Origin of the sequence: Pantoea eucrina, from assembly GCF_020079945.1 — a bacterium.
GTDB classification, from domain to species: domain Bacteria; phylum Pseudomonadota; class Gammaproteobacteria; order Enterobacterales; family Enterobacteriaceae; genus Pantoea; species Pantoea eucrina.
Genome location: NZ_CP083448.1, coordinates 1,026,847 through 1,039,396, shown reverse-complemented (window position 1 = coordinate 1,039,396; position 12,550 = coordinate 1,026,847). Strand labels below are relative to the sequence as shown.

Genomic DNA, 12,550 nt, shown 5'->3' with positions numbered 1-12,550 from the left:
GATGCACCTCTCAAATAGAAATTACAGGGTCAGAGTGAAGTGTATACCATGCCGCCTCAACGGCGCGTCATACACTGCTGATATCGGCTGTTAACCCGCTGGGCAAACCACGCGGTGGTCAGATTACGGGTAATTTTCGGGCTCTCCAGTTTGATCCCCGGCAGCATCTCACGCGGCACCCGCTTGCCCGCCATTTTGTCAGCCAGAATGAAGGTCTGTTTCCATAACGTTGTGTCGCTGAAGCCCGCCGTGTCCCCTTTTTCCAGATCGCGGCGAATTTCCCGGTCGCTCATATCCAGGCGTTTACCCAGCGTACGTACCGCCAGCTCAGTCGAGCCCGCCTGCTCGCTGCCGTAATTGATCAGATCGCCATCCAGCGCCAGACGAATACCACTGGCGCGCGCAATCGCGGCCTGAAACGCCGCGTTGCGGCTGGCATACCAGCCTGCGTTAAAGTCGGCAAAGCGATAGAGCGGCTGACTATAGTCTGCCGGATAGCCCAGCAGATGCTTCGTGCCGAACCAGATCCCTCCGCGCCGGCTGAACACCTCGCGCCGGATCGAACCATCGATGGCATACGGGTAGCCCTGCGCATGCGCCTCGGCAAAGGCAACGCTTACCTGCATCGGCCCGCCGGTGTGTACCGGGTTCAGTTTGCCAAACAGCGTCTGCCCCATCGGCACCATATCGATAAAATCATCAAAAATGGCGCTCAGCTCCTTTTCACTGCGCACCTTGTCCAGCCGCGCGGCGTAGCTTTCACCATTGGAGGATTTGATCAGCAGCGCAGTCCGCACCAGAAATGCCGGAATGTGCAGCTTTGCCGCGCGCCGGTCAATCTCCCCCCAGGCAATTTTTGGCAGCCCGGGCACCTCAGCATCGGCGCTGAAATTTGATTCCTGCCCGGCGACGGCGATCACCGCGCACAGATTGCTGGCGCTCGTATCGAGCTGCTGGACACGGAAAGCGGTATAGATGTCATCAGCCCAGGCTGATTTTTGCGTCACGTACCCGGGCAGCAGCTGCTCAATCTGCGCTTTAACATCTGCGGGCTGGCGCGCCGGCGCCTGCGGCTCTTTTTTACTGCTGCAGCCGGCCACGATCAGCGCGGTCAGCAGAAGCGCGCCGCGGCGTAAGAAGGTTGGTTTCATCCTGCTCCCTGATAAAAAAATGCGTGCTTCAGGCACGTTGCGGGCGCGAGGCTACCGGCCCCCACCCTGTCCGTTATTACTCCCAGCGCGCCGCTGCCTGATGGTCGCTGTCACGCGCATCTACCCAGCGATCCCCCTCCGGGGTGGCTTCGCGCTTCCAGAACGGCGCACGGGTTTTAAGATAATCCATAATAAATTCTGCGGCTGCGAATGCGCTGCCGCGGTGTGCGCTGCTGACGCCCACCAGCACTATCTCATCACCGGGAAAGAGTTCACCCACGCGATGGATCACTGTTATCTGCTGCAATGGCCAGCGCTGCCGGGCAGCCTCAGCGATTTCCGCCAGCGCTTTTTCCGTCATACCCGGATAGTGCTCCAGCGTCAGCGCCGCTACGTCGGCGCCGAGGTTATGATTGCGCACTTTACCGGTGAAGGTAACGATAGCGCCATCCCGATCGTCTGCGGCCAGCAGCCGGTATTCAGCCCCGGTATCAAACGGCTCGGGGCCAACGCGAATACGGGTTGTCATGGTTAACCTCCGGTGACCGGCGGGAAAAACGCCACTTCATCACCCGCCTGCAGCGGATGCGTCATGGGGACCAGCGTCTGATTGACTGCGGCCAGCAGCCTGCCCGATTCCAGCGCCAGCGCCCAGCGATCGCTGCGCTGCGCCAGTGCAGCACGCAGTGCCGCCACGTCAGGATAGGCTTCCGGCAGCGTCAGCTCGCTGGTGCCGCTCAGCTCACGCACCTGGGCAAAAAACAGGACTTTAATCATGGCTGACCGCCCTGAAGTCACCTGACTTCCCGCCGCTTTTGCTCAGCAGGCGCAGCTGGTCAATCACGATATCTTTCTGCACCGCTTTGCACATGTCATAGATGGTCAGCGCCGCCACGGAAGCGGCCGTCAGCGCCTCCATCTCCACTCCGGTTTTACCGGTCAGGCGGCAGCGCGCGGTGACGCGTACCCGGCTCTGCGCCGGTTCCGCTTCCAGCGTCACTTCCACTTTACTCAGCATCAGCGGATGACAGAGCGGTATCAGCTCCCAGGTGCGCTTCGCCGCCTGAATGCCGGCGATACGGGCCGTGGCAAAGACATCGCCTTTATGATGGCTGCCTTCCATGATCATCTGCAGCGTGGCTGGTGACATCAAAACCAGCGCCTCCGCCTGCGCTTCGCGCACGGTTTCATTTTTGCCGGAGACATCAACCATGTGCGCTTCGCCAGCGGCGTTAATATGCGTTAACTGATTCATACAGTGACTTTCTTCAGATGAGAGACAAAATTACAGGGCCGGGTGCGCGCATCCAGCTGATCGGCGATGATGCGCTCCCAGCCGCAGCGGCAGGCGCTTGTAGAGCCTGGCAGGGCAAAAATCAGGGTCTGATTGGCGAGGCCGGCAACGGCACGCGACTGCAGCGTTGCGCTGCCGATATCTTCATACGAGAACATACGGAACAGTTCGCCAAAGCCGTCAATTTCGCGGTCAAACAGCGGCAGCAGCGCTTCCGGCGTACTGTTTTTGCTGTTAAAGCCGGTGCCGCCGTTCACAATCACCACCTGGATATCGTCGCTGGCGATCCAGCGCGATACCGTGGCGCGAATGCGGTAGCGATTGTCAGGCAGAATAGCGTGATCCACCACCTGATGCCCCGCGTCCGCCAGCGCCTCACGCAGATAGTCTCCTGAGGTGTCACTCGCCGCATCGCGGCTGTCGGATATGGTCAGCACCGCGGCAGTCAGAGCGGTAAATTCGCCGGTTGGTTTAGCCATGGCTGTAACTCCTGTGTTTAGCCACCAATGAAAGAGAGATTTTGCGTAATACCGGTCTGGCCCTGATGCAGAAAGTGGGTCTGCTTTTTCTGGCCAAGACTATGGGCGATACGCGCCTGCAGCTCGTCCTGCTGTGCATCGGAGGCGAGCAGATCGCGCAGCTCTACCCCACCGTCGCCAAACAGGCAGAGGTGCAGTTTACCGGTGGCCGAGACGCGCAGCCGGTTGCAGCTGGCGCAGAAATCTTTTTCATAAGGCATAATCAGGCCGACCTCACCCTGATAGTCGGGATGACGAAATACCTGTGCCGGCCCGTCGCTGCGGCCGCGCGGCTGCCGCTGCCAGCCCTGCACGATCAGCCGGTCGCGGATCACCTCACCGGAGATATGGTGACGCCGGAACAGATCGCCCCCTTCACCGGTTTCCATCAGCTCAATAAAACGCAGCTGAATCGGACGCGTGCGGATCCAGGCCAGAAACGTATCCAGACTCTGGCTGTTAACATCACGCATCAGCACGCTGTTAACTTTGACTTTTTCGAATCCGGCGTCAAACGCGGCGTCGATACCGGCCATGACCTCAGCAAATTTGTTCTGCCCGGTGATGGCATGAAACTGCCGCGCATCCAGGCTGTCCACGCTGACGTTAATGTGCGTCAGCCCTGCATCGCGCCATGACTGTACGTCACGCGCCATGCGATAGCCGTTGGTGGTCACCGCAATCTGTCGCAGCGCGGCGTTTTCACGCACGGCAGCGATGATGTCGGTAAAGTCGCGACGCATCGAGGGTTCACCGCCGGTAAGCCGGATCTTCTCCGTTCCCGCCGCGGTAAAGGCGCGGGTCACCCGGCGGATCTCATCCAGCGAGAGAAAGCTTTTGTTGCGGGTACTGCCAGGCTTGTAGCCGTCCGGCAGACAGTAAGTACAACGGAAATTACATACATCCGTGATCGACAGGCGCAAATAGTAGAAGCTGCGCGCCCAGGCATCTGTAAATTGTGGCACCTTAACACCTTTCCAAAGTCGGGAGATGCAGGCATTTCTTTCTGCACCCTGGCAGCATGACGCTGCGGCCAGGCGGCCCTATCATTTGACTTAGGCGCGCAAGGCTTGGGAGTTTGTTGTCATTGAGGACAACGCGGTCTCTGGATGGTAGCGCGCTTTGCGTCAGTCAGCCAGTCACTGCGTGCGTTGTATAACATGATATATAACGATTTTTCGCGGCATTATCGCAGCAGAATAGGCTAAACTGCGCCACATGACGCTGCCCCCGGCAGCAAAGAATTGGCTTTCAGCGCAGTGGACCGATAAGGAGCAGCATGAATCGAACGCTGGCAGATTTAGATCGCGTGGTGGCACTGGGCGGCGGACACGGCCTGGGCCGCGTCATGTCAGCGCTGGCGCCGCTGGGCTCGCGACTCACCGGTATAGTGACCACCACGGACAATGGCGGCTCCACCGGACGTATCCGCCGTTCAGAGGGGGGGATCGCCTGGGGAGACATGCGCAACTGTCTTAATCAGCTGATCACCGAGCCCAGCGTCGCTTCCGCGATGTTTGAATACCGTTTTGCCGGTAACGGCGAACTGGCGGGCCACAATCTTGGCAACCTGATCCTGAAAGCGCTGGATCATCTCAGCGTGCGTCCGCTGGAAGCGATTAACATTATCCGCAATCTGCTCAAGGTTGATGCGTTTCTCATCCCGATGTCAGAGCAGCCGGTTGATCTGGTCGCGCAGGATGCAGAAGGCAACATGGTGTATGGCGAAACCGCGATTGATGAGATGCGTCAGGCGCCTCAGGCGCTGATGCTGCATCCGGCGGTTAATCCCACCCGCGAAGCGCTGGACGCCGTGGCTGAAGCCGATCTGATCCTGATTGGCCCGGGCAGTTTCTATACCAGCCTGATGCCGATTTTGCTGATGGAAGAGATGGCGCGCGCGCTGCGGCGTACGCCCGCTACGATGGTATTTATTGGCAATCTTGGCCGCGAGCTTAGCCCGGCAGCCGCCCGTCTTAGCGTGGCAGATAAGCTGGCCATTATGGAGCAGGCGATTGGTAAACGGGTTATTGATGCCGTAGTGATCAGCCCGACTGCCGACACGCAGGGTCTGGCGCAGCGCATTATTGTGCAGGAGCCGCTGGAAGCTGAAGATATCCGTTATCGCCACGATCGACAGCTTCTGCGCCTGGCGCTGGAGCACGCCATCCAGGCGCTTTAAAGCCGCCAGCCGTATAAATACGCCAGGGCCGCATAAATGCGGCCCATGTGGAATGCGGCTCCTGCGGAATGCGGCACGGGTTGGTGGTTATGAGGCGGCAATAAACAGTTCGCGCAGCTCATGCAGCCGGTCGCGCAGGCTGGCGGCTTCTTCAAACTCCAGGTTTTGCGCATGCTGCTGCATCTGCGCTTCCAGTTCGTGAATTTTCTTCTGCATCGCCTGTGGCGTAAGCGCCAGGTAATCAGCATCATTCTCTGCTGCCGTGCGCGTGGCCGTTTTGCCTTTGCCGCGCGTTTTCACCACGTTTTTGCCCAGCTCAAGAATATCCGTGATCTTCTTATTCAGCCCCTGCGGCACAATGCCGTGCTCGGTGTTGTAGCGCTCCTGCTTCTCGCGACGTCGCTCTGTCTCTTCAATCGCGCGTGCCATAGAGGGCGTGATTTTATCAGCATAAAGAATCGCTTTGCCGTTCACGTTACGCGCTGCACGACCAATCGTCTGGATCAGGGAGCGTTCTGAACGCAGGAAGCCCTCTTTGTCGGCGTCGAGAATCGCCACCAGGGAGACCTCCGGCATATCAAGTCCCTCACGCAGCAGGTTAATCCCTACCAGCACGTCAAACTCGCCCAGGCGCAGGTCGCGAATAATCTCCATGCGCTCAACGGTATCGATATCAGAGTGCAGATAGCGCACCTTCTCACCATGCTCTTCAAGATATTCAGTGAGGTCTTCAGCCATACGCTTGGTCAGCGTCGTCACCAGCACGCGTTCGTTGATCTCCACGCGTTTGCGGATTTCAGAGAGCAGATCATCCACCTGTGTGCCGACCGGGCGCACCTCAAGAATGGGATCGAGCAGACCTGTCGGACGCACTACCTGATCGATCACTTCCGTGCCCGATTTTTCCAGCTCATATTTACCCGGCGTGGCGGAGACATAAATGGTCTGCGGGGCCAGCGCCTCAAACTCTTCAAACCGAAGCGGACGGTTGTCCAGCGCGGACGGCAGGCGGAAGCCGTACTCCACCAGCGTCTCTTTACGCGCGCGGTCGCCGCGATACATGCCGCCAATCTGCGGAATCGTGACGTGCGACTCATCCACCACCAGCAGACCATCGGCCGGCAGATAGTCAAACAGGGTCGGCGGCGCTTCACCCGGTCCGCGTCCCGAGAGATAGCGGGAGTAGTTCTCAATCCCCGAGCAGTAACCCAGCTCGTTCATCATCTCCAGGTCAAACTGGGTGCGCTGCGTAATGCGCTGCTCTTCCAGCAGCTTGTTGTTTTCCAGCAGCACCTTACGGCGCAGGGCCAGCTCATCTTTGATCTCTTCCATCGCCTGCAGGATGCGCTCGCGCGGCGTAACGTAGTGCGTTTTGGGATAGATGGTAAAGCGCGGGATCACTGACTCAATTTGTCCGGTAAGCGGATCAAATAGTGAGAGCCGCTCAACCTCTTCATCAAACAGCTCCACCCGCAGAGCCATATCGTCGGACTCCGCCGGGAAGATATCGATCACCTCCCCGCGCACGCGGAACGTACCGCGCTGAAACGCCTGATCGTTACGCGCATACTGCAGCTCAGCCAGACGCCGTAAAATACTGCGCTGATCGATGATCATACCGCGCGTCAGATGCAGCATCATTTTCAGATAGAGATCGGGATCGCCCAGACCATAAATTGCCGAGACCGACGCGACCACGATGACATCGCGTCGTTCCAGCATCGCTTTGGTGGCGGAGAGGCGCATCTGCTCAATGTGCTCGTTCACCGCCGCATCTTTTTCAATAAAGGTGTCAGAACTCGGCACATAGGCTTCAGGCTGATAGTAGTCATAGTAAGAGACGAAAAATTCTACCGCGTTGTCCGGAAAAAACTCTTTCATCTCCCCATAGAGCTGCGCCGCCAGCGTTTTATTAGGCGCCAGAACCATCGTCGGCCGGTTGAGATCGGCAATCACATTGGCAACGGTAAAGGTTTTGCCCGATCCCGTTACGCCGAGCAGGGTCTGATGCGCAAGGCCATCTTCCAGCCCCTCCTCCAGACGGCGGATCGCTTCAGGCTGATCGCCTGAAGGCTTAAAGGCGGAGTTGAGTTTAAAGACTTTGCTCATGATTTCAGAATTCCTGCTGAAGAAAAGGGCTGGCAGGCTGATAATTCTACTCTGCTATGGCGATTTTGCCAGAAAAAAACACTGGATATATTTACAGATAAACGCCACGATGGTCCTGCTGCCCGTGGCGCCGCTTCAGAGGCATTAAAGCGGCAGCTGGCTAAAATATGTCGCGCCAGGTTATCCCCAGGCGGGCCGGGCTTTTAACAATTGTCAAGAGAACGTCATTAAAATGCAGCGGTAAACTTCAGCCGGAGTTTTACAGGCTTGCTTTTAGATAACATACTGAATTTAATGAAAATAGACCAAAAGCCCAGTTTCGCAGCATAATGTATCCAGGCCGCGTATTTCCTCGCTTGCGCCCGGTTTTCAGTCGCTAATGCACAAGGTTATCCACAGGAATAGTGGATAAGTGAAGCCAGCCCCGAGCCCGCAGGCTGTGTATAAAAAATCCCGCCCTCTTCTGCGCTAACAAAAAAATTTTTTTTATGATTATTTTTCCAGCAGGGCTGGCGCAATTAACTATTCTTTTTTGATTCCACAGCGCCGCCACGCCTGGGCTGCGCTGTTTTCCTGCACTGGACCGCTGCCTTATTAATGAACAGATGCACCAGAAAAGCTTAGTAATCAGCACCGTCAAAGTGCAGCAGCTTAATCACCCCTTTTCACAGTTAAGATTTCCTGATGTGTAAGGCACAATTACGGGCATTTATTAACGACAGAAACGCAGGATTATCGATCTGGCCCGTTGATTGCATCTCTTTTCCGGCGGCAGAACATTCAGGTTTAACAGGGACGCCCTGATGTCTGATACCACCGCGTTACTTAATCTGTCACTGCATGCCAGACGACACAGAGCGGGTGCATTCAGGCTAACTATCTGTAAGGAGAAGATCAGATGCTGAGTTTACGTTCGGTGAATCAGTTTTATGGCCAGAATCAGATTCTGTGGGATGTCGATCTTGATCTGCCTCCGGGATCCTGCACTGGCGTGCTGGGCAGTCCGGGGATGGGGAAAACCACGCTGGTAAACTGCATTATGGGCCATCTGCCGGTCAACAGCGGCTCTATCTGCTGGCAGGAGGCGGGCTATCCGCCGGAGAACCTGTTGCTGCAGCCCGCCGTGCAGCGGGCGCGGATGGGCATCGGATATGTGCCGCAAAAGCGCCATATCTTTACGCAGATGAGCGTTGAGGACAATCTGCTGATCGCCCTGCTGGCGGCTGAAGATGATCGCAACCGCGCCATTCCGGAGATGGTGTTTGAGCTGTTTCCCGCGCTCTATTCACTGCGCCATCAGCGCAGCGGTGAGCTGCCGGTTAATCTGCAGCAGCAGCTGGCACTGGCGCGCGCGCTGGTGCTGAAACCGCGCCTGCTGATCCTCGATGAGCCTTCCGGTACGATGTCGCCGTGGCTGGAGGAGGAGACGGGCAACCTGATCCGGCGGCTCAACCGGGAGTATGGTCTGACCATCCTGCTGCTGGAGCAGCACGTCTCGTTTATACGCCGCGTCGCCGACTACTTTCTGCTGCTGCACCGCGGACGTAATGTGGCGCAGGGGCGCGTTGCGCAGCTGGACGATCTTACCGTGAACAAATGGCTGACGCCGACCTGATCTCTTAAGGGATGCTTATCGCTCAGGGCAGCGTCAGGTAGCGTCCGCAGGTCGCCTGCTCCGTCCCGGACGCCAGCCAGGGGATTTCGCCCAGAAACGGCGCGTCGATGCGCTGGCGCAGCGACGCAATATATTCACGATGCCGCTTGCCCGGCGGCTGAATATCGTTTGCGATCCAGCCTGCCAGTGGTAAGCCGGCTGCCTTGATCGCCGCAGCGGTCAGCATGGCGTGATTAATACAGCCCAGCTTTACGCCCACCACCAGGATCACCGGCAGCTGCTCTGCGATGACCCAGTCCGCATAGGTCTGCGTCTCAGAAAGCGGCGTAAACCAGCCGCCCGCCCCCTCAACCAGCAGCCATTCAGCCTGCGCTTCCACGCTGCGCAGACCCGCCGAGAGCTGTGCAAAGTCGATCGGCCTGCCCTCTTCTGCGCTCACGATATGCGGTGAGGTCGGCTCCATAAATGCCAGCGGGTTAACCTGTTCATAGCGCAGCGGCACGCTGCTGTAGCGCTGCAGCGCCAGCGCATCGCTGTTGCGCACGCCCTCCGCCGTCATCTCACAGCCCGACGCTATCGGTTTATACCCTGCCGTACGCAGCCCGGCAGCGCTGGCCGCCTGCAGCAGCGCGCCGCTGGCAACTGTTTTTCCCACTTCGGTGTCGGTTCCGGTGATAAACCAGCGTTTCATTTTTGCAAAACTCCATACATCAGGTGATAAGTGAGGCGATAGCCCTGTTCATCCTGCGGCCAGTACCGCTCAAGCTGCGCCAGCTGCTGACGCGTCAGTACGCTGTTGCTGCGTCCGCCGTGCAGGTGGGTCGCGCCAATTCCCTTCAGCGAGCGCATCGCACTCAGCGCATCCGGAAAGTGCAGCGTGATGATCTGCTGCGTGCTGCGCAGCGGCTGCGCCCGCGCGGCAGCGGTAACCTCACCGGCCTGAAGAAAGCGGTTGGCGTGACGACGGGAATCTATCGCTGCCCATGCGCGATCCACCTCCGGCAGCGATCCCGCCAGCAGCGTGGAAAAAAGCGCGGTGCCGCCGGGCCGCAGCACGCGATAAAATTGCTGCAGAGCCACGCTCAGATCGCTGCTCCACTGCACCGCCAGGTTGCTCCAGACGCCATCCACGCTGCCGTCAGCCAGCGGCAGCCGGTCGATATCGCCCTGCAGATAATGGTGTGCCGATCGCTGGGCGCGCGCGGCGTCCAGCATCGGCAAAGAGAGATCGAGCGCGGTTACCCGACGGTCGCGATCGCGCCAGTACCGGCTGTACCAGCCGGTGCCGCAGCCGGCATCGAGCAGGTGCGGACCAAATCCGGCTGGCGCACAGGCCAGCAGCGCATCGCCGCTCAGGCGCTGCAGCGCGGCGTGCTGCTCATAGTGTGGCGCGGCGCGGCCAAACGCCTGCGCCACCGCCTGCTTGTTAACCTGCAGCGTCATACAGCGCCTCCAGCAGCGCGTCGATATCTTCCGGCTCATGCGCCGCCGTGAGGGTAATGCGCAGCCGGGCCGTACCGGGCGGCACGGTAGGCGGACGGATGGCGCTGACCCAGCATCCCGCCTGCGCCAGCCGCTGCGAGAGCGCCAGCGCGGCCGCGTTCTCCCCCACAATCAGCGGCTGAATGGCGCTCTCTGAGGCGGGGAGGCTCCACGGCAGCTGCGCTGCGCCGGCGCGAAAGCGGCTGATATTGGCCCGCAGTCGTGCCCGCAGCGCATCGCCCTGCTGCACCTGCTGCAGCGCCGCCAGCAGCGCGCAGCACTGCGCCGGCGGCATGGCGGTAGAGTAAATAAGGTGGCGCGAGAACTGTTCAACGTAATCGGCGGTCGCATCATCGCACAGCAGCGCTGCGCCGCTGACGCCAAAGCCTTTGCCAAACGTCACCACCAGCAGCTCGGGTTTTACCTGCTGCTGCCAGCAGCTGCCGCGCCCCTGTTCACCGCTCACGCCAATGCCGTGCGCGTCATCGACCAGCAGCCAGCCGTCCGCAGCCCGGGTCGCCGCAGCAATCTCCGCCAGCGGTGCGCTGTCGCCATCCATGCTGAAAACGCCTTCGGTGACCACCAGCGTGGCGCCCGCCCCCGGCTGCGCCAGCAGCTTTTGCAGACCTGCCGGCTGATTATGCGCAAAACGCCGCAGCGTGGCCGGGCTGTGACTGGCAGCATCCAGCAGCGACGCGTGCGCCAGTTTATCCGCCACGATGCGGTCCTGCTTTTGCGCCAGCAGATGCACAATCGCCTGATTAGCGGCAAAGCCGGAGATAAACAGCAGCGCGCGTGAATAGCCGAGCCAGCCTGCCAGCTGCTGCTCCAGCTCTGCGTGATAACGGCTATAGCCGGTCACATACGCGGACGCCCCTGCCCCGGCTCCCGCCTGCGCCGCACCCTGCTGCCAGGCCGCAATCACCGCCGGATGCTGGCTCAGCCCGAGATAGTCGTTACCGGAGAAGTGGCGATAGCGCTGACCGTCCAGCGTGATTTCCCGCACGCTGTTCTGCTCAACACAGCGCCGGTAGCGCCAGCCTTCCGCGTCCCGGCGCGCCTGCAGCGCTTCGGTAATACGTTCAGCCCACATTTACACCGCCGCGTTGTAAAACTGCGGCGTGTCGGCCTCAGCCAGCTGCGCCTGCAGCTGATGCTGCTGTGCCTTATCCCCGCTCGCGGTTGTGGTATGTTCCGGATTCAGCCCCAGCTTGCGGAACAGGATCAGATCTTTATCCTCCTCCGGATTGGGCGTGGTCAGCAGTTTGCAGCCATAGAAAATAGAGTTAGCGCCCGCCATAAAACACATCGCCTGCGTCTGCTCGCTCATCTGCTCACGCCCCGCTGAGAGACGCACGTGCGAAGAGGGCATCATGATGCGCGCTACGGCGATAGTGCGGATAAAATCAAACGGCTCCACGTCAGCGTTATCCGCCATCGGCGTGCCTTTGACTTTTACCAGCATGTTGATCGGCACGCTCTCTGGCGGCACCGGCAGGTTTGCCAGCTGCACCAGCAGTCCGGCGCGATCCGTCACCGTTTCACCCAGACCGACAATGCCGCCGGAGCAGACCTTGATACCGGCCCTACGCACTTTATCCAGCGTATCGAGACGCTCCTGGTAGGTACGGGTCGTGATGACGCTGCCGTAAAATTCCGGTGAGGTATCCAGGTTATGGTTGTAGAAATCGAGTCCGGCCTCTGCCAGACGCTGCGCCTGGTTTTGTTCCAGCGTCCCCAGCGTCATGCAGGTTTCCATGCCGAGCGCTTTCACGCCCTGCACCATCTGCTCCAGATAAGGCATATCGCGTTCGTGCGGGTTTTTCCATGCGGCGCCCATGCAGAAACGGCTGGAGCCGGCCGCTTTAGCTTTACGCGCCGAGGCGAGCACCGCCTCCACCTCCATCAGCCGTTCTGACTCCAGTCCGGTTTTGTAGCGCGCGCTCTGCGGGCAATATTTACAATCTTCCGGGCAGGCGCCGGTTTTAATCGACAGCAGCGTGCTGACCTGTACCTGACGTGGGTCAAAATGCTGGCGATGCACCTGCTGCGCCTCAAACATCAGTTCCAGAAAAGGTTTATCAAACAGGGCCTGGGCCTGGGCCAGTGTCCAGCGGTTAGCCATTACATACTCCAAAAAGGGGTTCATCCCGACAATGATCGTGGTTATACTTGTAAACTAAATCTTTTCAAAATGGT

13 protein-coding genes and 1 riboswitch are annotated in these 12,550 nt (G+C 59.2%); of the genes, 2 read left to right on the top strand and 11 right to left on the bottom strand.

Annotation, left to right across the window (positions count from 1 at the left end):
- Nucleotides 1-56: 56 nt before the first annotated feature.
- The 6 genes from LAC65_RS04875 to moaA form a co-directional block, all read right to left on the bottom strand.
- Nucleotides 57-1,151, bottom strand: coding sequence for a DUF1615 domain-containing protein (locus tag LAC65_RS04875; protein ID WP_039383332.1), 1,095 nt, complete (start codon nucleotides 1,149-1,151; stop codon nucleotides 57-59).
- 76 nt (nucleotides 1,152-1,227) lie between these two features.
- Nucleotides 1,228-1,680, bottom strand: a complete 453-nt coding sequence (gene moaE, locus LAC65_RS04870; protein WP_039383330.1) for a molybdopterin synthase catalytic subunit MoaE — start codon at nucleotides 1,678-1,680, stop codon at nucleotides 1,228-1,230.
- Between the two features lie 2 nt (nucleotides 1,681-1,682).
- A complete protein-coding gene (gene moaD, locus LAC65_RS04865; RefSeq protein WP_039383327.1) occupies nucleotides 1,683-1,928 on the bottom strand; it encodes a molybdopterin synthase sulfur carrier subunit in 246 nt (81 codons plus the stop codon).
- Nucleotides 1,921-2,406, bottom strand: coding sequence for a cyclic pyranopterin monophosphate synthase MoaC (gene moaC / locus LAC65_RS04860; protein ID WP_039383325.1), 486 nt, complete (start codon nucleotides 2,404-2,406; stop codon nucleotides 1,921-1,923). The genes moaD and moaC overlap by 8 nt, the downstream gene beginning before the upstream one ends.
- Nucleotides 2,403-2,924, bottom strand: a complete 522-nt coding sequence (gene moaB, locus LAC65_RS04855; RefSeq protein ID WP_039383322.1) for a molybdenum cofactor biosynthesis protein B — start codon at nucleotides 2,922-2,924, stop codon at nucleotides 2,403-2,405. Before moaB ends, moaC begins: the two co-directional genes overlap by 4 nt.
- A 17-nt stretch (nucleotides 2,925-2,941) precedes the next feature.
- Entirely contained in the window at nucleotides 2,942-3,928 is a 987-nt protein-coding gene (gene moaA / locus LAC65_RS04850; RefSeq protein WP_039383320.1) for a GTP 3',8-cyclase MoaA, read from the bottom strand.
- Nucleotides 3,917-4,052: riboswitch (molybdenum cofactor riboswitch) on the bottom strand. (Overlaps the previous gene by 12 nt.)
- A 190-nt stretch (nucleotides 4,053-4,242) precedes the next feature.
- Here moaA and LAC65_RS04845 point away from each other — a divergent pair.
- Nucleotides 4,243-5,145 carry a gluconeogenesis factor YvcK family protein gene (locus LAC65_RS04845; protein WP_039383318.1) on the top strand — a complete coding sequence of 301 codons (903 nt, stop codon included), beginning with the start codon at nucleotides 4,243-4,245 and terminating at the stop codon, nucleotides 5,143-5,145.
- A gap of 87 nt (nucleotides 5,146-5,232) precedes the next feature.
- Here LAC65_RS04845 and uvrB read toward each other — a convergent pair whose 3' ends face one another.
- Entirely contained in the window at nucleotides 5,233-7,254 is a 2,022-nt protein-coding gene (gene uvrB / locus LAC65_RS04840; protein WP_039383316.1) for an excinuclease ABC subunit UvrB, read from the bottom strand.
- 898 nt (nucleotides 7,255-8,152) lie between these two features.
- On the opposite strand from uvrB, the gene LAC65_RS04835 reads away from it, so the two are divergent.
- A complete protein-coding gene (locus LAC65_RS04835) occupies nucleotides 8,153-8,869 on the top strand; it encodes an ABC transporter ATP-binding protein (RefSeq protein ID WP_039383313.1) in 717 nt (238 codons plus the stop codon).
- 22 nt (nucleotides 8,870-8,891) lie between these two features.
- Here LAC65_RS04835 and bioD read toward each other — a convergent pair whose 3' ends face one another.
- The 4 genes from bioD to bioB are packed head-to-tail and all read right to left on the bottom strand — an operon-like array spanning nucleotide 8,892 to nucleotide 12,476.
- Complete coding sequence (bioD, locus tag LAC65_RS04830; protein ID WP_039383312.1) at nucleotides 8,892-9,560, bottom strand: dethiobiotin synthase; 669 nt, start codon at nucleotides 9,558-9,560, stop codon at nucleotides 8,892-8,894.
- Entirely contained in the window at nucleotides 9,557-10,312 is a 756-nt protein-coding gene (gene bioC, locus LAC65_RS04825) for a malonyl-ACP O-methyltransferase BioC (protein WP_039383310.1), read from the bottom strand. Before bioC ends, bioD begins: the two co-directional genes overlap by 4 nt.
- Entirely contained in the window at nucleotides 10,296-11,444 is a 1,149-nt protein-coding gene (gene bioF / locus LAC65_RS04820; protein ID WP_039383309.1) for an 8-amino-7-oxononanoate synthase, read from the bottom strand. The genes bioC and bioF overlap by 17 nt, the downstream gene beginning before the upstream one ends.
- On the bottom strand, nucleotides 11,445-12,476 hold the full coding sequence (bioB, locus tag LAC65_RS04815; protein ID WP_039383306.1) for a biotin synthase BioB: 1,032 nt from the start codon (nucleotides 12,474-12,476) through the stop codon (nucleotides 11,445-11,447).
- Nucleotides 12,477-12,550: the final 74 nt, after the last annotated feature.

Bases quoted from the DNA above. Each gene is read 5' to 3' on its own strand.
- LAC65_RS04875 (WP_039383332.1), bottom strand. From the start codon at position 1,151: ATGAAACCAACCTTCTTACGCCGCGGCGCGCTTCTGCTGACCGCGCTG.
- moaE (WP_039383330.1), bottom strand. From the start codon at position 1,680: ATGACAACCCGTATTCGCGTTGGCCCCGAGCCGTTTGATACCGGGGCT.
- moaD (WP_039383327.1), bottom strand. From the start codon at position 1,928: ATGATTAAAGTCCTGTTTTTTGCCCAGGTGCGTGAGCTGAGCGGCACC.
- moaC (WP_039383325.1), bottom strand. From the start codon at position 2,406: ATGAATCAGTTAACGCATATTAACGCCGCTGGCGAAGCGCACATGGTT.
- moaB (WP_039383322.1), bottom strand. From the start codon at position 2,924: ATGGCTAAACCAACCGGCGAATTTACCGCTCTGACTGCCGCGGTGCTG.
- LAC65_RS04845 (WP_039383318.1), top strand. From the start codon at position 4,243: ATGAATCGAACGCTGGCAGATTTAGATCGCGTGGTGGCACTGGGCGGC.
- uvrB (WP_039383316.1), bottom strand. From the start codon at position 7,254: ATGAGCAAAGTCTTTAAACTCAACTCCGCCTTTAAGCCTTCAGGCGAT.
- LAC65_RS04835 (WP_039383313.1), top strand. From the start codon at position 8,153: ATGCTGAGTTTACGTTCGGTGAATCAGTTTTATGGCCAGAATCAGATT.
- bioD (WP_039383312.1), bottom strand. From the start codon at position 9,560: ATGAAACGCTGGTTTATCACCGGAACCGACACCGAAGTGGGAAAAACA.
- bioC (WP_039383310.1), bottom strand. From the start codon at position 10,312: ATGACGCTGCAGGTTAACAAGCAGGCGGTGGCGCAGGCGTTTGGCCGC.
- bioF (WP_039383309.1), bottom strand. From the start codon at position 11,444: ATGTGGGCTGAACGTATTACCGAAGCGCTGCAGGCGCGCCGGGACGCG.
- bioB (WP_039383306.1), bottom strand. From the start codon at position 12,476: ATGGCTAACCGCTGGACACTGGCCCAGGCCCAGGCCCTGTTTGATAAA.